Raw genomic sequence first — 19,229 nt, 5'->3', positions numbered from 1 at the left:
GGTGGCCGGGGATCCCTCCCCGGCCACCGCCCTTCGCGTTGCCCCCGCTGCCTCCCCTCCTCGCTACTGCAGGGAGGGGAACAGGTCCAGGAAGACGTCGGGGCCGACCGAGATGCCCTGGCCGAAGGGGGCGTCGAGGTCCCAGATCAGGAACAGCAGGAACGCGATGAGCGCGCTGAACAGGCCGGCCAGCAGCAACTCACGCCCCGAGCGCCGGATCTGCAGCGTGAAGATCAGCCCCACCGTCGCCAGGGCGCCCGCGATGAGGCCGAACCACACCATCCCCGGCATGGTCGCGCCCGCGTTCTGCCCGCGCGCGGTGCGCGCCTCGTCGGCCGCCGCGACCTGGTCCACCACCGGCTGGTAGGCCTGCGCGTCGAGGTCGCCCTTGGGCGCGTACTCCGTCACGTCCCGGCGCACCACCGACAGCAGTTCCGTGCCCTTCGGCGAGAGGGCTGCGTGGTCGGCCATGTACGGCCACTCCTCGTGGACCACGTACCCGACGTACGCGTCGACGTCCGCCCGGATCCGGTCCCGCACCTCGGGCGGGTAGACCTGCACGCGCGTACTGACCTCGTGCAGGGCCTGCGCCTCGCGCACCACCCCGTCCTGTGCCGCGCCCTGGCCCTCCCACACGCCCGCGATCGCCAGGCCCAGCACGATCGCGTAGATCACCCCGATCATCATCGTCATGTACTCGATGACGTCGGGCGTCTCGGACGGGTCGTCGTCCGCCGGCACCCGCCGCTGTCTGAGCACCACGACCGTGATGACGACCGCGCAGGCGGCGGCCATCGCGATCATCAGGGCAATCCACTGCGACATGAGGAACTCTCCTAGCTGACGGAACTGACAGCGGGTCTACGGGTCACCGGGCGTCCGACGACGTCAACGGCCCCTGCGGTACACACCCGATCCCGGCTTGAGCACGGCCGCCGCGAGCAGTCCCGGCACCGTCGTGAGCAGCATCGTCATCATCAGCGGCTGCCGGTGGCGCTTGGGCGGCGACGGAGCCGCGACGGGGGCCGGCCAGTGGACGGCGGGGCGCGGGGGCGGGGCGTAGCGCGGCGACGGGGTCGGGGACGAGGTCGGCGCAGGGGTCACGACCGGGGCCGGCTCGCGCGGCGGCGCCGGGGCCGGCGAGGGCCTGACGCGGGGCGGCGGGGTGGTCCGCGGGGGCGGGACGACCGCGTGCGTCGGCGCGGGGGTGGGCGTGGGCGTGGGGGTCCGCGTGGGGGTCGGCGTCGGGGTGGGTGTGGGGGTGGGCGTGGGGGTGGGGGTGGGAGTCGGCGTGGGGGTCGGCTCGGGGCAGGACGGATGGCCGTGGTGCCAGTGCCAGTAGCAGTGGCAGTGGTGGTGATGCCAGGGGCCGTGGCCGTGGCCGTGGCCGTCGTCGCCGTCCTCGTCACCGTGCCCGTGGCCGTGGGGAGGCCGCACGCAGACGTGCACCGCCCCCTGGTCCACGTCGACCACGACCGGCGCCGCACACTCCTCGTCGGCGATCGCCGCCGGTACCAGCAGCCCCGAACCGCACAGGACGGCCCCTGCCGCCACGACTGCCGCCCGCAGGGCAGCCCTTCCCCACCTGTTTCTCACAGAACAGATTTTGCGGGCCAGCATCCCATGGCCATGTCCCGGTTCGAGTCCGTTCCCCCGAACGAATCAACGCAAGATCGTTAAACCCCGCACCAGTTCGAACGACGGCGGCCGGCGCCCGCCGGCGGCCCCTCCGCCCCGGGAACGCCGGGAGCCCCCGGCCATGGCTGGCCGGGGGCTCCCGGATGGATCGAGCGGTGGGCGTGGACGGGTTCGAACCGCCGACCAGCGCCGTGTAAAGGCGCTGCTCTACCACTGAGCTACACGCCCGCGGAACGTGAAGGAACAGGTTACCCCGCCGGACCGCGTGCTCCCCAACCGGATACCAAGGGCGGGTAAAGCATCCTCCCGGCGTTCGGTCACGCGTGCGTGCAACCGGCCCGGGCCGTGTATTCGTCTTGGTCAGGTGGGAGACTGGAGCCGACAGACACCAGCGGCGGACCTGCGGGAGAGAGTCACTGTGACGACGGCACGCTCGTGGTGGCGGCGCGGCGACAATCTGCGCGCCGACGCCCAGGCCGCTAAGGATGCCGCCTCCCAGGCCTTCTACGAGCTGGACACCGCGCAGCGGGACCTGGACCTGTCGATAGAGACCATCAGCGCCGTGGACAACTCGCCCGCCGCGCAGCGCGCGGTGGCCGGGTTCCGCTCGCTCGGCGAGCAGATCGACCAGGTCAGCGCGGCGTACATCGCCACCGTCGACGCCCACGACCTGGACCATGACGAGCTGGACGCGTCGGCCGCCGGCCGGGCGCGCAACGAGCTGACCAAGGCCAAGGACGACCTCGCCCGCACCAAGGCGGACCTGGACCGGTTCGCGGCGAGCCTCGCGCCCCTGCTGGGGAAGGCCGAGACGCAGCTGGCGCGGCTCGCGCCGGCGGTGGAGCGGGCGCGCCAGGGGCTGTTGGCGGCGAGCAACGCGCTGGACGCGGTCCGGGCCGCCGGGCTCAAGGGCGACGAGCTGGCCGCGCGGCTGGCGGCGCTCTCGCCGGAGCTGACGAAGCTGAACCAGGGGGCCGGCACGCACGGCGTGCCGGAGACGCTGGCGCGCGCGGAGGACGTACAGCGCCGCGCGGAGGCGATCCGGGCGGAGGCCGCGCGGCTGCCGGAGCAGGCGAAGGAGATCGACAAGCGGCTGGTCAGCCTGCGCACCCGCGTCGAGGCGCTGGCCACCCGGGCCGGCGGCGTCGAGCCGGTCCTCAGCGAACTGCGGCGGCGGTTCTCGCTGGCGTGCTGGCAGGACCTGCAGCAGGTGCCCGCCCAGGCGGAGACCGCCGTGGCGCAGGCGAGCGCCAAGCTCGCCGAGGCCGCGAAGGCGCGCGACGAGCAGCGCTGGGCCGACGCGACCTCCCGGCTGAGCACGGTGCGGGCGCTGCTGGACGACGTGGACGGCTCGGTCTCCGCCGCCGGCGACCGGCTGCGGAGGCTGAACGAGGTCAGCAAGGACCCGAAGGCCGAGGTCGAGAAGACCCGGTTCGCCATCCGGGACGCGCAGCGGCTCGCGATGCAGGGCCGTACGACCCCCGAGCCCCGGCACGCCCGCCCGCTGGACGACGCGGTGGCGCGGCTGGACCGGGCGCTCGCCGCGCTGGAGGGCCGGCACCCGGACTACTGGGCCTTCCTCACCGAGACGGCGTCCGTCCGGGAGACCGTGAACCGGGTGGTCGCGAACATCCGTGAGGACCGGGCGCAGGGCCGCTGACGCCCCTCCCGGGGCGGGTGGGACGTATCGTTCCGGCCTCCACGGCACGCGGCTATTCTTCGGGCATGCCCCGATACGAGTTTCGCTGCCGGTCCTGCGGTACCACCTTCGAGCTGAACCGGCCGATGGCCGAGTCCGCCGCCCCCGCGAGCTGCCCGGAGGGGCACGACGACACGGTGAAGCTGCTGTCGGCCGTCGCCGTGGGCGGCAGCGCCGCCGCCCCCGCGTCGGGTGGCGGCGGCGGTGGCGGCTGCTGCGGAGGCGGCTGCTGCGGAGGCGGCTGCTGCGGCTGACCGGCCGGGGCCGTCGAGCCCTACCGGCGGCGGGCGACGGTCAGGCCGTCCGCCACCGTCAACAGCACGTCGTCCACCCGGTCGTCCTCCCGGACCCGGTCGTTGAACGCGCGGATGGCCGCCGCCGGGCCCTCGACGGCCGGGTCGGCGACCGCACCGCCGTACAGGGTGTTGTCGGCGACGAGCAGGCCGCCGGGGTTCATCCGCGGCACCAGCTCCTCCCAGTACGCGAGGTAGCTCACCTTGTCCGCGTCGAGGAAGACGAAGTCGATCCACGGCCCCTCGGGCAGCGCGCGCAGCGTGTCCAGCGCCGGGGCGATCCGCAGGTCGATCCGGTCCGCGACACCCGCCTTCGCCCACGCCGCGCGGCCGACGGCCGTCCACTCCTCGGAGAGGTCGCAGGCGATGAGCTGCCCGTCCTTCGGCATCGCCTGGGCCATCGACAGGGTGGAGAACCCGGTGAACGTGCCGACCTCGACGATGCGCCGGGCCCCGATCAGCCGCACCAGGAACGCGAGCAGCGGCCCCTGCTCCTCCGCGGTCTGCAGCCCCGACACGTCCGCGAGCCGCGAGTGGGTCTCCTCGACCAGTTCCCGCTGGACCGGGTCCAGGGGCGGGTTGTGCGCCAGTACATACGCGTACAGCTCGGGGGTGAGCTGCGGATTCTTCGTCTCGTACAAGGTCTCTCCTCGGATGGGCGCCTAAGGTGACGGGCATGCTCGTCGATGACGCCGTCGCCCTCGTCCCCAGCATTCCAGGCCGCAGGGCCCTGCTGGGGTTGGCCGGCGCGCCCGCCGCGGGCAAGTCCACGCTCGCCCGGCGGCTGGTCGACGGCGTCAACACCCGGCTCGGCGCGGACACGGCCGCCTACGTCCCGATGGACGGTTTCCACCTGTCCAACGCCCAGTTGGCGCGGCTGGGCCGCGCCGGCCGCAAGGGCGCGCCCGACACCTTCGACGTGGACGGCTACGTCCAGCTGCTGCGGCGGCTGCGCTCCCGCCACGAACGGCCGGTCTACGTGCCCGAGTTCGACCGCCGGCTGGAGGAGCCGATCGCCGCGGGCCTCGTCGTGCTCCCGCGGGTGCGGCTGGTCGTCACGGAGGGGAACTACCTCGCCGACGACGGACCGGGCTGGGAGGCGGTGCGCGATCTGCTCGACGAGCTGTGGTTCGTCGACGCCCCGCGGTCGGTGCGCGAGCGGCGGCTGCTGCGCCGCCATGTCCGCGGCGGGCGCAGCGAGTCCGAGGCGCACGCCTTCATAGCGTCCAGCGAACGTCCCAACGCGGCCCGGGTCGAGGCCGCCCGCGCCAACTGCACGCGCGTGGTGACCACCAAGGGCTGACGGCGCGCCCGGCGCCGTCAGCCGCTTCACCCCTGCCGCTTCACCCCTCAGCCACTCACCGCCGGCCTCACGCGGCCTCGGCGCCGTCCTGCGCACCGGCCGCCACCCTGGCGAGCATCCGCCGCAGGATCTCCTCGCCCGCGGCGACGCCCAGCGTCTCCAGCGGCGTCACGTGCGGGGCCCTCCAGCCGCTGTCGGCCAGCTCGCCGTGGCCCGGCTGCCAGCCGAGGTCGGCGGCGAGCAGCAGGTCGGCGTCGAGCAGGGAGTCGCCCGCGGCCAGCACCTCGGTGGCACCGGTACGCCGGACGACCTCCTCGAGCGCCGCGCTCTTGCGCAGCGGCTTGGGGACCGTGTAGATCTTCCGGCCCTGCAGCGACACCGTCCAGCCGCGCCCGTCGGCCCACTCGGTGAGGTCCTTCACGAAGTTCTCCGGCAGCAGCGCCCGCTCCACCACCAGGTACGCGAAGAGGTCCTCGGCCACCCGCTCCTTGCGCAGCCACGCCGGGTCCGTCACCCGCGCCAGGTGCGCGCGCACCTCCGCGAGCGGCACCGAGCCGTCCGCGAGGCGGCGGCGCATCTCGGCGTTCCAGTCCTGGTCCGTGCGGCCGTCGACCAGCAGGTGGCCGCCGTTGGCGCAGATCGCGAAGCGCGGCACCGGGCCCGGCAGGCTGATCCGCCGGTACTGCTTGCGGGTGCGGGTGGTGGCGGGCACGAACTCCGCCTCGGCGGCCAGCCGCCGCACCAGCCCGGCCGCCGTCTCCGTCATGAACGACAGCGGCTTCGCCTCGTGCACCTCGACGCAGAGCAGCCGCGGCGCGTGCTCGTCGGGCATGCCGAGCGCGAGCGCGGCGGAGGAGTAGATCAGCGTCCGGTCCAGGTCGCTGGCGGCGAGGGTACGGCGTCCGGCGCTCATCGGGCGGCCTCCGTGCCATCGGTGGTGACGGCCGCCAGGCCGTCGGCGCCCGTGGCCCCCCGGGTGAACCTCGGGTGGATCAGGCCGACGCAGGAGTACGGCAGGCCGTCCACCTCCTCGACCGGCACCCCGCGCTGCTCGGCGAGCAGCCGCACGTGGTCCAGGTCGGCCCCGGCGCCGCGCTGCGCCAGGATCTTCCACGGGACGCGGCGCAGCAGCACCCGCGTCGTCTCGCCGACACCGGGCTTGACGAGGTTCACGTCCCCGATGCCGTACTCCTCGCTGATCCGCTCGACGGCGGCCCAGCCCTCCCAGGTCGGGCTGCGGTCCTGCGACCGCAGCTCCTTCACGTCCGCGGTGACCGCGTCGGCGACCGCGTCGAAGCGGGCCGTCACCGTGTCCAGGAAGAGCCCGGAGACGTCGGAATCGGCCAGCTCGCGGTAGAACTTCCCGCCGTGGAACTCGTCGGGACCGATCAGGTCCGCGCGCAGCACCGTGCGCGAGATGAGCCCGGAGACGGTGGAGTTGAGGCACGCGGAGGGGATGAGGAAGTCGTCCCGGGTGCCGTAGGTGCCCACGCAGCCGCCCGGGTCGGCGAGCACCGCGATGTCTGGGTTGAAGTTCCCGAAGGGCTTGACGGCCTCGGCCAGCTCCCGGGTGATGGCGCCCTTGCCGGTCCAGCCGTCGACGAAGACGACCTGCTCCGGGTCGTGGTGCTCGGCCAGCCAGCGCAGCGCGGTGGTGTCGATGCCGCGGCCGCGCACGATCGACACCGCGTAGTGCGGCAGCTCCAGGCCGTGCGCGTGCCGCGCCCAGCGGCGCATCAGCACCCCGACCGGGGTGCCGGCCCGCGCCAGCGAGACGAGGACGGCGTCCGGGCCGCGCTCGGCGAGCACCAGTTCCGTCACCGCGCCCACCGCCCGCGCGATCCGGTCGGCGGAGGTCTCCAGCGCGGCACGGAAGAGCGCCTGGTACGCCTCGCTCGGCTGGTACTCGACCGGCAGCGACTCGGCGTAGTGCGCCCCGCCGCTCTGTATCGCCTCCTCGCGCTCCTCGGTCGGCGCCTCCAGCTCGACGTCCGACACGTCCTTCAGCAGCCATCCGACCTCGTCGGCCGCGTACGACGAGAACGCCGGACCGCGCAGGGGGGCGGGGAGGGTGGAGGTCTGGGCCATCTGCTGAACCTGTCCGTTCGGTTGGTACGCGGGCACGACCGCGAGCAGTACCCGCCCGGTATGGGCGGCGAGGTGCGCGAGCAGCCCGTCGGGCGCGTGCAGTGCCGGGGTGTCCCCCGCCGAGTCCACCACGGCGACGATGGCGTCGAAGCCGCCGCCCGCCACGTTGTAGGCGTAGCGCGGGCCCGGCCCGTCGGAGGGGTCGTCGTGGGCGGGGAAGACGATCCGGCTGCGGATCGCGTAGCCGGGGTCGTCCACGGCCAGCACGGGTGAGCGGGTGGTGGTGGAGAAGCTGACGTCGGCGGCGACCCCGTCCTGGATCTCCTGGGCGAGCCGCAGCGGCGCGTACATCAGCTCCTCGTTGCCGAGGACCAGGACGCTCCGCACGTCGTCGGGGAGCGCCAGGCGTACCGCCAGGGCCATCGACGGCAGGGCCGCCTCCAGCCGCTCGCGGTGCGCGGGCGTGAAGCCGTGCCGCCCGCCGTCCGGCAGCCCCTCGGGCCAGCCGAGGTCCACCCGGACCGTTTCGTACGCCGCCGCGGGCGCGGGCGGCGGCGTCACGCTCGCCCTGACCAGCGCCTGGCCGCGCTCCAGCACGCCCTCCGGCAGCCGGACCGTGCCGGACGCCAGCGACAGCAGGTCGATGCGCGCGCCGAGCCCGGCGGCGAACTCCGTCAGCCGCTCCCGGTCCGCGTCGGAGCGCATGTCCACCAGCGCGACGACCACGTAGTGGGCGCGCGGGTGGCGGGCGTGCAGGTCCCTGATCGTGTTGAGGACGGTCTGGCCGGTCGAGAACTCGTCGTCCACGAGCACGAGCGGCCCGGCGCCCGTCAGCAGCCCGGGGTCCTCCGGCAGCAGCAGGTGGCCGGTCGCGTGGCTGTGCTCCTCCTCGAAACCGCCGGCCGCCGCGACCCCGGCGACCGCCCGCCGCGTCGAGTGCAGGTACGGCGCGAGGAGGAGCCCGTCGGCGACCGCGTGCCCCAGGCCCGTCGCGGTCTCCGCGTAGCCGAGGACGACGGACCGCGCGGCCTGCTCGTCCCCGAGCAGCTCCCGCACCCGGCAGCCGAGGCCGTACCCGGCGGTGTGGACGTCGAAGGGGTGCTGGGGGACGTGCTTGCCCAGCACGTTCGACACCAGCAGGTGCGCCCGCTTCGGGTTGTCCCGCAGCGCGAGCCCGAGCAGCTCGCTCAGCCCCTCGCCCTCCAGGGCGATGTCCAGCCGGTCCGCGACCCACTGGCCGGACCATGTCGGTGTTGCTGCCATGCGGTGCTTCTCACTTCTGTGCGTCGATGCGTCGATCAGACGCGGTGTGGATCAGGCGTGGCGCGGCATCGGGACCGGCACGGCATCGGGACCGGGTGGTTCGGAACCGGGCGGTTCGGAACCGGTACCGATCAGGACGGCAGGCAGGCCGCGAGCAGTTCCACGAAGCCGATGTCGGCGCGGGCCACCCCGAAGATCTCGGCGCGGCGCATGGTGCGCTCGGCCCAGGCCCGGTGCGGCTTCACCTCGTTCATCTTGTTCGTGTAGGCGGAGCGCAGGACCCCGCCGCCGGTGCGGTCCTCGTGCAGGATGTCCGCGGCGTCGCAGTACTCCTCGTGCGTGACCACGTTCAGCGCGTGCACGGGGAAGACGTGGGTGGGGTGGATGCAGGTCTTGCCCTGGAGGCCGTTGGCACGGTCCAGCTCGATCTCGCGCAGCAGCCCGTCCATGTCGCGCTCGATCAGCGCGGTGCGCAGGTCCTCCGCCTCCGGGGTGAAGGGGCTGCGCCGCAGCTGCGGCTTGAACATCCGCTCGTGGTGCCGGAAGTACTCCCACACCGGACCGGTCACCGTGAAGCCGGTGCCGTCGGCCCGCCCGAAGACGTTGACGACGTCGGCGATGACCGAGGCGACGATCTGGACGTCGTACGCCGTCATCGCGGGCGCCCTGCGCAGCGCGTACGAGGAGCAGAAGTCCGTCACGCCCAGCCGCAGGGCCAGCACCCGGTCCCGGTACTTGTCGACCGTGCGGTAGATGCCGGAGAGCGTCTCGACGCGGCTCTCCAGGTGCATCAGCTGCGGGGACTCCAGGACCGGCATGGCGAGGAGCCGGTGGCCGCAGGCGGCCTCGGCGGCGGCCAGCGCCTCCATGAAGGGGACGCCGCTCTCCTCGGTGAACTTCGGCAGTACGAATCCGGACAGCAGGCGCACGGTGTGGCCGAGCCGCTCCACCAGGTCGCTGATCTGCGCGGGAGTGCGGACCCGTATGAACAGCAGCGGGGGGTCGCCCGCGCCCTGCCGCCGGTCGAGGTCGGCGAACTGCCGGACGAGATTGGCCTCGGCGTCGACCACCTCGCGGTCGTCGATCGAGTCCTCCAGGCACAGCACCATGGACACCACACCGTGCGCGGCCTGCTTCAGAACGTCGTCGGCCAGGTGGGGCCGGGTCGCCGGGCTGTAGAGGGTCGCGCCGAGGGCGACGGAGAGCGTTCGGGCGGACGAGTCCGCGGTGAATTCCTGCGGCTCGCGGTGGAACAGTTCGTTCCGTACGTCCGTCGCAAGGTGTCCGAAGTGGCGCATATGCCCCCTTTTATACATGGCTGACCGAATAGCATCTGGCGAATTATCGTACGTGCGCTCACACGACTGACGTTCCCCCCGCGCGTGAAAATCAGGTAACCCCCGCACGACCGTCGTATGACCGCTCACGGCGCGTCCAGTCCCCTGCGTTGTGGCCCGCCCGCCCTGGAGGGCAGGATGACCGCCATGACGCACGCGATGGTGAAGGGCTCGAACATCCCCCTGGACGTCCTGGGGATCAGGGCGGTGCTGCGCTGGAGCCCCCGCGTCGGCGTCCCCGACGTCGACGCCTCGGCCCTGCTGCTGGGCTCGGACGGCCGGGTCCGCTCGGACGCGGACTTCGTCTTCTACAACGAGCCGAGGCATCCCTCAGGATTCGCCCGGCACCTGCCGAAGAAGCGCGTCCCGGAGGGGCTCACCGACACCGTCGAGGTGGATCTGACGTCCCTGGACCCGACCGTCGAGCGCGTCGTCATCGCCGCGTCCGCCGACGGCGGCTCCTTCGGCCAGGTCCCCGACCTGCACGTCCTGCTCTTCGACACGGGCGCGCCCGTCGGGTCCGCGCCCCTCGCGACCTTCGACGTGACCCCCGACACCGGCGACGAGACCGCCCTGATCTGCGGCGAGCTGTACCGCCGCGACACGACGTGGAAGTTCCGCGCGCTCGGCCAGGGGTACGCCACCGGCCTCGTCGGACTCGCGACCGAGTTCGGCATCGCCGTGGACGACGAGGCGGAGTCCGGCGCGGAGTCCGCCGGGGGCTCCCGCGGGCCCGCCCACGCGCCGCCCGCCGCCCCGGAGCCGGAAGCCACCTCCGCGTACGGCTACCCGCTCCCGGAGCCCGCTCCCGGCCACGTACCGGCCCAGCCCGCCTACGGGTACCCCCAGCCGCCGCAGCAGCGCCCGCAGCCCGCCGCACCGGCCTACGGGTACCCGCAGCCGGTCGCGGGCCCTCCGGGCTTCGTGCTGCCACCGCAGGGCCCCCAGTTCCAGCCGGGCCGCCGCTGAGGCCTGGGGCGGTGCCGGACGGGGGCCGAGCGGGGGCGGTGCCGGACGGGGGCCGGGCCGGGCGTCAGACCTTCGTCTTGTACCCCCGGCCCCACTGCAGGCCCCAGCCGTACAGCCGGTCTATCTCGGCCTGGAAGCCGTAGACGTACTTCACCTCGCGCCGCACGATCAGCTCGCCCTTGCGGTTCTCGATCAGCACCACGGCGCACGACCGCGCCTGCGGCTCGCGCTCGCTCAGCGGGATCTCGATCCGCGGACCCGAGCTGGGGAAGAGCGTGACCATGGCGTGCGTGCGGTCGAAGGCCGGCGTGCCGTCGTAGATGTAGACGAAGACCAGCAGCCGGACGAACTCGTCCCGCTTGTCGAAGTTGATGTGCATGGTCTCGCCCGACGTGCCGCCGAACCGGTCGTCGCCGCTGAGCTTGACGTACGGCGCCTCGTTCAGGTCCCCGAGAAAGTTGCCGAGCGGCTGGACGACGCCCTTCGAGCCGTCGGCGAGCTCGTACATGCACGCCAGGTCCAGGTCCACGTTGACCATCGCCGGCCCCGCCGCCTGCACGATCTCCGGCTTGAACAGGTTCATCCCGCGCGCTGACAGCCCGCCGCGGCCCTTGTTCCAGCCGCCGGTGTCCGAGGTGCGCATCTGCCAGCTCAGGTTGATCCGCAGGTTGCCGACCGCCGAGCCCTGCTTGCTCAGCGAGATCATGGGATGTCGCTTCGTGAGCTCCACGGTGTGCGCGTTCGCCATGTCGAACTGCGTCGCCCCACCGGGCCGCAGGAAATCCCACCAGGCCATGAGTACCCCTCCCTCAACAGACGCCGCCCCCCGCCGGATCGGCGGGGGGCGGGACGTGTCTCCGGGGTTCAGCCTGTCAGAGCTGTCAGACCCCGGACGAGACTTCCGCCGTATCGTTCGACCCCTCTGAGTTTTCCCCGATCCGCCGGTTTCGCACCACCGAGGACCAGTAGGAAGCCGCGATCAGGACGACGCCGACGAGGCCGGTGATGACCTCGTTGATCTCGTACTTGATCGTGACGAGCAGGATGACCGCCAGCGCGCCGATCGCGTAGTGCGCGCCGTGCTCCAGGTACACGTAGTCGTCCAGGGTGCCCTTGCGGACCAGGAACACCGTCAGCGACCGGATGTACATGGCGCCGATGCCGAGGCCGAGCGCCATCTCGAAGATGTCGTTGGTGATGGCGAACGCGCCGATGACGCCGTCGAACGAGAACGACGCGTCGATGACCTCGAGGTACAGGAACATGAAGAACGCGGCCTTGCCGGCCAGTCCGACGACGGCACCCGTGCTGCTCTTCGACGAGGCCTCGGCCTGTTCGGCCTCCGCCTCCTCGTCGGCCTCCTCCAACTGGTCCTCGAAGTAGCCCGAGATCCCGCCGACGACCAGGTACGTGATGAGCCCCGCGATCCCGGACAGCAGCACCGTCGCGCTCTTGTCGATCGTGCCGTCCCCGCCGTGCACCGGAACGCTGGTCGCGACCGTGGTCGCGGCGATGAGCAGCACGACCATGGCGATCACCACGGAGAGCATGTCCAGCTTGCCGAGCTTGCCGAGCGGCTTCTCCAGCCAGCCGAGCCACCGGATGTCCCGCTCCTCGAAAATGAAGTCGAGGAAGATCATGAGGAGGAACATCCCGCCGAAGGCCGCGATCGACGGGTGCGCGCCGGTGACCAGCGCCTCGTAGCGGTCGGGGTCGTTGATCGCGACGTCCACCGCCTCGACCGGATTGAGCTTGGCGGTGATGGAGACGATGACGACCGGGAACACCAGCCGCATACCGAATACGGCGATCAGGATGCCGACGGTAAGGAACATCTTCTGCCAGAAGGCGTTCATCTTCCGGAGGATCCCGGCGTTGATCACCGCGTTGTCGAACGACAGCGAGATCTCCAGGACCGACAGGATCGCGACCACCGCGAGCCCCTGCCACCCCCAGAGGATGTACGCCAAGGCCAGGCCGGCGGCAGTGATGCCGAACGACCAGCCGAATGTCTTGAGGAGCACGGGCTACCCAGTCCTTCTCTACGAGAGATCCCCCGCGTAGTCCGCGGCTTTGCCAAGACTCTACCGACCCGCTTCGTCGCCACCCAGTCGGTACACCCCTTCCGCAGCAGGTCCTCCGGGGACGCAATCCATCATCAATACGAAACGTGACGAACTTCCCGTCACTTCATGTCAATTCGGTCGTTGAGAATGAAGTGATGTTCGGATGGTCCGATCGAAAGCGGGGGTACGGCGGGTGGGGCGACCGGAGTTGGAGCGGCTGGGCATCCCGGCGCCGAGCCGATCCGGGTCCGCCGGGACCCGGATCGGGAGGGAGCGGATCAAGGCGGTCGGGACCACGGAGCGAAGCTACCGGTTCCGCTGCTACCCCACCGAGGCCCAGTCGCACCAACTGCACCGCACCTTCGGAGCCTGCCGGTGGGTGTACAACCAGGCGCTCGAACTGCGCTCGTCCGCCTGGCGGCAGCATCACGTCCGGATCGGGTACACCGAGACCTGCCGCGCCCTGACCGGCTGGCGCAACACGGAGGAGACCGCCTGGCTGCGGGAGATCTCCTCCGTGGTGCTGCAGCAGTCCCTGCGGCATCTGGAGCGTGCCCACAGCCGTTTCTTCCGCGGCGTCTCCAGGCATCCGCAGCACAAGCGCAAACACCGGGCCAGGGACTCCGCGACCTACGTACAGGCCGGCGTGGGCTTCCGCTGGGCGGCGGACGCGGGCCGGCCGGGCACCGGGCCGCCCGGCGAGCGCCCGCCGGGCGTGATCCGGCACTCCATGGATCCACCGGCCGTTTGAGTCGGCATCGCACCGAACACGGACCGGCGGGCCGCCGGCCGATACGCCTGTGGAGCTCCGGTAGGACCGGCGGAGGCGGGGAGACCCGGACTTCGGCGGCGCGGAACGCGACCCGCCCCGTTCAGGGACGGAGGAAGCAGGAAGCCCCCACCCGCGAGGGTGGGGATCCCGGTCGGTCACGGCGGGGCGAGGTCAAGAAACGTTGACCCCGAAGTCCAGGGCGATGCCTCGCAGTCCTGACGCGTACCCCTGGCCTACGGCACGGAATTTCCACTCGCCGTTGTAGCGGTAGAGCTCTCCGAAGATCATTGCGGTTTCGCTGGAGGCGTCTTCCGAGAGGTCGTAGCGGGCCAACTCGGCCTGGTCGTACTGGTTGACCACGCGGATGTAGGCGTTGCTGACCTGGCCGAAGGTCTGGCCGCGGCTGTCGGCCTCGTGGATGGAGACGGGGAAGACGACCTTGTCGACGCGCTCGGGGACCTTGCCGAGGTCGACGAGGATCTCCTCGTCGTCGCCCTCGCCCTCACCGGTGAGGTTGTCCCCGGTGTGCTCGACGGAGCCCTCGGGGCTCTTGAGGTTGTTGTAGAAGACGAAGTGTTCGTCGCTGAGTACCCGGCCGTTGGCGCACAGCAGGGCGCTGGCGTCGAGGTCGAACGGCGCTCCTGTGGTGGAGCGCGCGTCCCAGCCGAGACCGATCATCACCTGGGTGAGATTCGGTGCGGCCTTGCTGAGGGAGACATTGCCCCCCTTGGCGAGCGTGACGCCCATGGTTTTCGCTTCCTCCCCGTGCGTGCTGAGGTCGGTACGTGCGCGGCGCCGCACGCCCTGCCGGGTGTGCGGCGCCGCGGACGGGTCAGACGTTGACGCCGAAGTCCTGCGCGATGCCGCGCAGTCCGGAGGCGTAGCCCTGGCCGATGGCGCGGAACTTCCACTCCGCGCCGTTGCGGTAGAGCTCACCGAAGACCATGGCGGTCTCGGTCGAGGCGTCCTCGGTGAGGTCGTAGCGCGCCAGTTCGTTGTTGTCGGCCTGGTTCACGACGCGGATGTACGCGTTGCGGACCTGGCCGAAGCTCTGCTGGCGGCTCTCGGCCTCGTAGATCGAGACCGGGAAGACGATCTTGGCGACATCGGCCGGCACACCGGCCAGGTTCACCTTGATGACCTCGTCGTCCCCGTCGCCCGAGCCGGTGAGGTTGTCACCGAGGTGCTCGACCGAGCCGTCCGGGCTCTTGAGGTTGTTGAAGAAGACGAAGTGCGCGTCGGAGATGACCTTGCCCTCGGGGCTGGCCAGCAGCGCGCTCGCGTCCAGGTCGAAATCGGCGCCTGTGGTGGTGCGTGCGTCCCATCCCAGAGCGACGATGACGGCCGTGAGATTCGGCGCCTCCTTCGTCAGTGAGACGTTGCCACCCTTGCTGAGGCTGACTCCCACGAGTCCCTCCCATACGGTCGTGGGGTATCAGGTAGAACCCTCGCCCCCGTCGTGCGTACACAGATCAACGCGTTGAGCTTAGTGAGCGGTTCCCCCGGACTACAGGTCTTCGAGGGCCTTTGCGTAGTCATTGAGGTCCCGGGCGTCCGGAAGGCCGTTCACGACGGTCCAGCGGACGACGCCGTCCTTGTCGATGACGAAGGTGCCGCGGACCGCGCAGCCCTTCTCCTCGTCGAAGACGCCGTAGGCGCGGGAGGCCTCGCCGTGCGGCCAGAAGTCGGAGAGCAGCGGGTAGCCGAGGCCCTCCTGCTCGGCGAAGACGCGCAGCGAGAAGGGCGCGTCGTTGGAGACGGCGAGGAGTTGGACGTCGTCGTTCTGGAACGTCGGCAGCTCGTCGCGCAGGGCGCAGAGCTCGCCGGTGCAGACCCCGGTGAACGCGTAGGGGTAGAAGAGCAGGACGACGTTCTTCTCGCCGCGGAAGTCGGAGAGCCGCACGGTCTGGCCGTGCTGGTTCTTCAGCTCGAAGTCCGGGGCCTTGCTGCCGACCTCGATCGCCATGCGGGCACATCCTCGTCTCGGTACCGGAAAGGTCACGGACAGTCTGTCACCCACGCGCGCGGCCAAACGCACCCGGCACCCGCGAAGGGCGCCGGAACGCGCCGTGCCCCCGGCGACCGGAGTCGGCGGGGGCACGGCGCAGGGTCCGGTAGGGCTACCGCTTGGCGGCCCTGGCCGTCTTCGGGGTGACCAGGCGGCTGCCCGACCAGTCCTTGGCGGCGTTGACCGTGCTGGTCTGAGCCAGGCCCGCGGTCTGGGCGGCCTCGCCGATCTCGCTCGGTTCGACGTGGCCCTCACGGCCCGTCTTGGGGGTCATCAGCCAGATCGGGGCGCCGTCGTCGATCGTCGACGTGGCGTCGACCAAGGTGTCGGTGAGGTCGCCGTCGTCCTCCCTGAACCACAGCAGGACGGCGTCGGGCACGTCGTCGTAGTCCTCATCGGCGAGCTCTTCGCCCGTGAGCTCCTCGATACCTTCTCGGAGCTCCTGGTCGCAGTCGTCGTCGTACCCGAGTTCCTGGACCACCTGTCCGGGTTCGAATCCAAGCCGGCTAGCCGGGTTGGTCCGGTCCTCCGCGTGGTCCGCGGTCGCGCTCACGCTTTGCCTCCTGTCATGGGGGGAAAATCCCCGCGCCTGTGCGGGGTTATTGGCGGTAGTCCACACGGACGCGGCGGATCGCGCAAGTACCCGGCCGCCGAGACCGCCTAAACGGTGACGTGTCACCGCAAGCCGCCTGCCCAATCGTGACGTAGATCACGCCGCTTTGCCGGGGTTGTGCACGAATGAAGTCTGGGGTCGGTCGTACGTCCGAGTGGGCGTAGAGTTGCGATTTGGCCTCCCCCAACCTCCGGCCGGGGGGACCCCCAGGGGGCTGCCGACCACTCCTCTCCGTCTCACGGAGTGGCAGTTACCGCTCAGTAGAGATGACGTTTCTGGCGACGCGGTACACGATGGAGGCGGCGCGACCCAGCAGAGCAAGACCTAGTAGCGAAGGAACAGCGTGGCTTCCGGATCCGATCGCAACCCGATCATCATTGGCGGCCTTCCCAGCCAGGTCCCGGACTTTGATCCCGAGGAAACGGCGGAATGGCTCGACTCGCTCGACGCGGCTATCGACGAACGCGGCCGTGAGCGTGCCCGCTACCTCATGCTCCGCCTCATCGAACGCGCCCGCGAGAAGCGTGTCGCGGTGCCCGAGATGCGCAGCACGGACTACATCAACACCATCGCGACCAAGGACGAGCCCTTCTTCCCCGGCAACGAGGAGATCGAGCGCAAGGTCCTGAACGCGACCCGCTGGAACGCGGCGGTCATGGTGTCGCGCGCACAGCGCCCCGGGATCGGCGTCGGCGGCCACATCGCCACGTTCGCCTCTTCCGCCTCCCTCTACGACGTGGGCTTCAACCACTTCTTCCGGGGCAAGGACGAGGGCGACGGCGGCGACCAGATCTTCTTCCAGGGGCACGCCTCCCCGGGCATCTACGCCCGCGCCTTCCTTCTGGACCGGCTCTCCGAGCAGCAGCTCGACGCGTTCCGCCAGGAGAAGTCGAAGGCGCCGTACGGCCTGTCCAGCTACCCGCACCCGCGGCTGATGCCGGACTTCTGGGAGTTCCCGACCGTCTCGATGGGCCTCGGCCCGCTCGGCGCGATCTACCAGGCGCGGATGAACCGCTACATGGAGGCGCGCGGCATCGCCGACACCTCCAAGTCGCACGTATGGGCGTATCTGGGCGACGGGGAGATGGACGAGCCGGAGTCGCTCGGCCAGCTGTCGATCGCCGCCCGTGAGGGCCTGGACAACCTGACCTTCGTCGTCAACTGCAACCTGCAGCGCCTCGACGGGCCGGTGCGCGGCAACGGCAAGATCATCCAGGAGCTGGAGTCCCAGTTCCGCGGTGCCGGCTGGAACGTCATCAAGCTGATCTGGGACCGCAGCTGGGACCCGCTGCTCGCCCAGGACCGCGACGGCCTGCTGGTCAACAAGATGAACACCACGCCGGACGGTCAGTTCCAGACGTACGCCACCGAGACCGGCGGCTACATCCGCGAGCACTTCTTCGGTGACGACCAGCGGCTGCGCAAGATGGTCGAGAACATGACCGACGAGCAGATCCTGCACCTCGGCCGCGGCGGTCACGACCACAAGAAGGTCTACGCGGCGTACGCGGCGGCCAAGGCCCACAAGGGCCAGCCGACGGTGATCCTCGCCCAGACCATCAAGGGCTGGACGCTCGGGCCGAACTTCGAGGGCCGCAACGCGACCCACCAGATGAAGAAGCTCACGACCGAGGACCTCAAGCGCTTCCGCGACCGGCTGCACATCCCGATCACGGACAAGCAGCTCGACGAGGGCTACCCGCCGTACTACCACCCGGGTCGCGACTCCGAAGAGATCCAGTACATGCACGACCACCGCAAGGCGTGCGGCGGCTACGTGCCGACCCGTGTGGTGCGCGCGAAGCCGCTGCAGCTGCCGGGCGACAAGGCGTACGCGCCCGCCAAGAAGGGCTCGGGCCAGCAGTCGATCGCCACGACCATGGCGTTCGTCCGCATCCTCAAGGAGCTCATGCGGGACAAGGAGATCGGCAAGCGCTTCGTGCTGATCGCCCCCGACGAGTACCGCACCTTCGGCATGGACGCGTTCTTCCCGTCGGCGAAGATCTACAACCCGCTGGGCCAGCAGTACGAGTCCGTCGACCGTGAGCTGCTCCTCGCGTACAAGGAGTCGCCGACCGGCCAGATGCTGCACGACGGCATCTCCGAGGCGGGCTGTACGGCCTCGCTGATCGCGGCGGGCTCCGCCTACGCGACGCACGGCGAGCCGATGATCCCGGTCTACGTCTTCTACTCGATGTTCGGGTTCCAGCGCACGGGTGACCAGTTCTGGCAGATGGCGGACCAGCTGGCGCGCGGCTTCGTGCTCGGCGCGACCGCGGGCCGCACCACCCTCACGGGTGAGGGCCTGCAGCACGCGGACGGCCACTCGCAGCTGCTCGCCTCGACCAACCCGGCCGTCGTCGCGTACGACCCGGCGTTCGGCTTCGAGCTCGCGCACATCATGCAGGACGGTCTGCGGAGGATGTACGGCGAGAACGCCGAGGACGTCTTCTACTACCTGACCGTCTACAACGAGCCGATCCAGCACCCGGCCGAGCCGGCCGACGTGGACGCCGAGGGCATCCTCAAGGGCCTGTACCGGTACGCGCCGGGCACCGAGGGCACCATCCCGGCGCAGATCCTGGCGTCCGGCGTGGCGGTCCCGTGGGCCGTCGAGGCGCAGCGGATCCTCGCGGCCGAGTGGGGCGTCAAGGCGGACGTCTGGTCGGCCACGTCGTGGAACGAGCTGCGGCGCGACGCCATCGCGGTGGAGGAGCACAACCTGCTCCACCCCGAGGAGGACCAGCGCGTCCCGTACATCACGAGCAAGCTCGCCGGTGTGCAGGGACCGTTCGTGGCGGTCTCGGACTGGATGCGCGCGGTTCCGGACCAGATCTCGCGCTGGGTTCCGGGCACGTACCAGTCGCTGGGCGCCGACGGTTTCGGCTTCGCCGACACCCGTGGCGCGGCCCGTCGCTTCTTCCACATCGACGCGCAGTCGATCGTCCTGGCGGTGCTCACCGAGCTCGCCCGTGACGGCAAGGTCGACCGTTCGGTGCTGAAGCAGGCGGTGGACCGCTACCAGCTGCTCGACGTGGCGGCGGCCGACCCCGGCGCCGCGGGCGGCGACGCCTGAGGCGTCCCGCGCTGAGCGATCTCGACGCCGGGCCCGCACCACGTGACGTGGTTCAGCCCGCGCCCCGGCGGGTTGCACCAGGTCTGCGGGTCGCTGTACTCGGC

Annotated in this window: 18 protein-coding genes and 1 tRNA gene; 6 read left to right on the top strand and 13 right to left on the bottom strand. The window is 71.1% G+C overall.

Annotated features, from left to right (window positions below):
* Positions 1-63: 63 nt before the first annotated feature.
* The 3 genes from ABZ721_RS39715 to ABZ721_RS39705 form a co-directional block, all read right to left on the bottom strand.
* Positions 64-825 carry a hypothetical protein gene (locus ABZ721_RS39715; protein WP_358793708.1) on the bottom strand — a complete coding sequence of 254 codons (762 nt, stop codon included), beginning with the start codon at positions 823-825 and terminating at the stop codon, positions 64-66.
* Between the two features lie 63 nt (positions 826-888).
* Complete coding sequence (locus ABZ721_RS39710) at positions 889-1,554, bottom strand: hypothetical protein (RefSeq protein WP_358793707.1); 666 nt, start codon at positions 1,552-1,554, stop codon at positions 889-891.
* A 240-nt stretch (positions 1,555-1,794) separates the two neighbouring features.
* Positions 1,795-1,866: transfer RNA gene (locus ABZ721_RS39705), tRNA-Val, on the bottom strand.
* 190 nt (positions 1,867-2,056) lie between these two features.
* Here ABZ721_RS39705 and ABZ721_RS39700 point away from each other — a divergent pair.
* Positions 2,057-3,298 (top strand): hypothetical protein, encoded by a 1,242-nt coding sequence (locus ABZ721_RS39700; RefSeq protein ID WP_358793706.1) that lies wholly within the window; start codon positions 2,057-2,059, stop codon positions 3,296-3,298.
* 65 nt (positions 3,299-3,363) lie between these two features.
* Positions 3,364-3,591, top strand: a complete 228-nt coding sequence (locus ABZ721_RS39695) for a zinc ribbon domain-containing protein (RefSeq protein ID WP_358793705.1) — start codon at positions 3,364-3,366, stop codon at positions 3,589-3,591.
* Between the two features lie 20 nt (positions 3,592-3,611).
* Here the strand turns inward: ABZ721_RS39695 and ABZ721_RS39690 are convergent, their stop codons facing one another.
* Positions 3,612-4,271, bottom strand: a complete 660-nt coding sequence (locus tag ABZ721_RS39690; RefSeq protein WP_358793704.1) for an O-methyltransferase — start codon at positions 4,269-4,271, stop codon at positions 3,612-3,614.
* Positions 4,272-4,306: 35 nt separating this feature from the next.
* Here ABZ721_RS39690 and ABZ721_RS39685 point away from each other — a divergent pair, with 35 nt between their 5' ends.
* Positions 4,307-4,933, top strand: coding sequence for a nucleoside/nucleotide kinase family protein (locus ABZ721_RS39685; protein ID WP_358793703.1), 627 nt, complete (start codon positions 4,307-4,309; stop codon positions 4,931-4,933).
* A gap of 67 nt (positions 4,934-5,000) precedes the next feature.
* On the opposite strand, the gene ABZ721_RS39680 is transcribed toward ABZ721_RS39685, so the two are convergent.
* The 3 genes from ABZ721_RS39680 to ABZ721_RS39670 form a co-directional block, all read right to left on the bottom strand.
* On the bottom strand, positions 5,001-5,846 hold the full coding sequence (locus ABZ721_RS39680) for an HAD family hydrolase (RefSeq protein ID WP_358793702.1): 846 nt from the start codon (positions 5,844-5,846) through the stop codon (positions 5,001-5,003).
* Positions 5,843-8,284, bottom strand: a complete 2,442-nt coding sequence (locus ABZ721_RS39675; protein ID WP_358793701.1) for a phosphoribosyltransferase — start codon at positions 8,282-8,284, stop codon at positions 5,843-5,845. The genes ABZ721_RS39680 and ABZ721_RS39675 overlap by 4 nt, the downstream gene beginning before the upstream one ends.
* 131 nt (positions 8,285-8,415) lie before the next feature.
* Positions 8,416-9,582: an HpcH/HpaI aldolase/citrate lyase family protein gene (locus tag ABZ721_RS39670; RefSeq protein ID WP_358793700.1), complete on the bottom strand. Its 1,167-nt coding sequence runs from the start codon at positions 9,580-9,582 to the stop codon at positions 8,416-8,418.
* A gap of 177 nt (positions 9,583-9,759) precedes the next feature.
* Here ABZ721_RS39670 and ABZ721_RS39665 point away from each other — a divergent pair, with 177 nt between their 5' ends.
* Positions 9,760-10,590, top strand: coding sequence for a TerD family protein (locus ABZ721_RS39665; protein ID WP_358793699.1), 831 nt, complete (start codon positions 9,760-9,762; stop codon positions 10,588-10,590).
* Between the two features lie 64 nt (positions 10,591-10,654).
* Here ABZ721_RS39665 and ABZ721_RS39660 read toward each other — a convergent pair whose 3' ends face one another.
* Both ABZ721_RS39660 and ABZ721_RS39655 read right to left on the bottom strand, forming a co-directional pair.
* On the bottom strand, positions 10,655-11,386 hold the full coding sequence (locus ABZ721_RS39660; protein WP_358793698.1) for a Tellurium resistance: 732 nt from the start codon (positions 11,384-11,386) through the stop codon (positions 10,655-10,657).
* An 85-nt stretch (positions 11,387-11,471) separates the two neighbouring features.
* A complete protein-coding gene (locus ABZ721_RS39655; RefSeq protein WP_358793697.1) occupies positions 11,472-12,614 on the bottom strand; it encodes a DUF475 domain-containing protein in 1,143 nt (380 codons plus the stop codon).
* 205 nt (positions 12,615-12,819) lie between these two features.
* Between ABZ721_RS39655 and ABZ721_RS39650 the strand changes: the two genes are divergently transcribed.
* Positions 12,820-13,407 (top strand): transposase, encoded by a 588-nt coding sequence (locus ABZ721_RS39650; RefSeq protein WP_358793696.1) that lies wholly within the window; start codon positions 12,820-12,822, stop codon positions 13,405-13,407.
* A 192-nt stretch (positions 13,408-13,599) separates the two neighbouring features.
* Here ABZ721_RS39650 and ABZ721_RS39645 read toward each other — a convergent pair whose 3' ends face one another.
* The 4 genes from ABZ721_RS39645 to ABZ721_RS39630 all read right to left on the bottom strand — a co-directional run bounded on the left by ABZ721_RS39645 (position 13,600) and on the right by ABZ721_RS39630 (position 15,989).
* On the bottom strand, positions 13,600-14,175 hold the full coding sequence (locus tag ABZ721_RS39645) for a TerD family protein (RefSeq protein ID WP_358793695.1): 576 nt from the start codon (positions 14,173-14,175) through the stop codon (positions 13,600-13,602).
* 85 nt (positions 14,176-14,260) lie between these two features.
* On the bottom strand, positions 14,261-14,836 hold the full coding sequence (locus tag ABZ721_RS39640; protein WP_138356774.1) for a TerD family protein: 576 nt from the start codon (positions 14,834-14,836) through the stop codon (positions 14,261-14,263).
* A 99-nt stretch (positions 14,837-14,935) separates the two neighbouring features.
* Positions 14,936-15,394 carry a peroxiredoxin gene (locus ABZ721_RS39635; RefSeq protein WP_358793694.1) on the bottom strand — a complete coding sequence of 153 codons (459 nt, stop codon included), beginning with the start codon at positions 15,392-15,394 and terminating at the stop codon, positions 14,936-14,938.
* A 154-nt stretch (positions 15,395-15,548) separates the two neighbouring features.
* Positions 15,549-15,989 carry a DUF3052 domain-containing protein gene (locus ABZ721_RS39630; protein ID WP_138356772.1) on the bottom strand — a complete coding sequence of 147 codons (441 nt, stop codon included), beginning with the start codon at positions 15,987-15,989 and terminating at the stop codon, positions 15,549-15,551.
* Between the two features lie 403 nt (positions 15,990-16,392).
* Between ABZ721_RS39630 and aceE the strand changes: the two genes are divergently transcribed.
* Complete coding sequence (aceE, locus tag ABZ721_RS39625) at positions 16,393-19,125, top strand: pyruvate dehydrogenase (acetyl-transferring), homodimeric type (RefSeq protein ID WP_358793693.1); 2,733 nt, start codon at positions 16,393-16,395, stop codon at positions 19,123-19,125.
* The last annotated feature ends 104 nt before the right edge of the window (positions 19,126-19,229 follow it).

The sequence above is a fragment of the Streptomyces sp. NPDC006733 genome, from assembly GCF_040636125.1.
Lineage (GTDB): Bacteria > Actinomycetota > Actinomycetes > Streptomycetales > Streptomycetaceae > Actinacidiphila.
This window is presented reverse-complemented; position numbering and strand designations above follow the sequence as displayed.

Coding starts and splice junctions, on each gene's coding strand:
- ABZ721_RS39650 (WP_358793696.1), top strand. CDS start 12,820: ATGGTCCGATCGAAAGCGGGGGTACGGCGGGTGGGGCGACCGGAGTTG.
- ABZ721_RS39680 (WP_358793702.1), bottom strand. CDS start 5,846: ATGAGCGCCGGACGCCGTACCCTCGCCGCCAGCGACCTGGACCGGACG.
- ABZ721_RS39660 (WP_358793698.1), bottom strand. CDS start 11,386: ATGGCCTGGTGGGATTTCCTGCGGCCCGGTGGGGCGACGCAGTTCGAC.
- ABZ721_RS39665 (WP_358793699.1), top strand. CDS start 9,760: ATGACCGCCATGACGCACGCGATGGTGAAGGGCTCGAACATCCCCCTG.
- ABZ721_RS39635 (WP_358793694.1), bottom strand. CDS start 15,394: ATGGCGATCGAGGTCGGCAGCAAGGCCCCGGACTTCGAGCTGAAGAAC.
- ABZ721_RS39645 (WP_358793695.1), bottom strand. CDS start 14,175: ATGGGCGTCACGCTCGCCAAGGGGGGCAATGTCTCCCTCAGCAAGGCC.
- ABZ721_RS39695 (WP_358793705.1), top strand. CDS start 3,364: ATGCCCCGATACGAGTTTCGCTGCCGGTCCTGCGGTACCACCTTCGAG.
- ABZ721_RS39670 (WP_358793700.1), bottom strand. CDS start 9,582: ATGCGCCACTTCGGACACCTTGCGACGGACGTACGGAACGAACTGTTC.
- ABZ721_RS39685 (WP_358793703.1), top strand. CDS start 4,307: ATGCTCGTCGATGACGCCGTCGCCCTCGTCCCCAGCATTCCAGGCCGC.
- ABZ721_RS39715 (WP_358793708.1), bottom strand. CDS start 825: ATGTCGCAGTGGATTGCCCTGATGATCGCGATGGCCGCCGCCTGCGCG.
- ABZ721_RS39675 (WP_358793701.1), bottom strand. CDS start 8,284: ATGGCAGCAACACCGACATGGTCCGGCCAGTGGGTCGCGGACCGGCTG.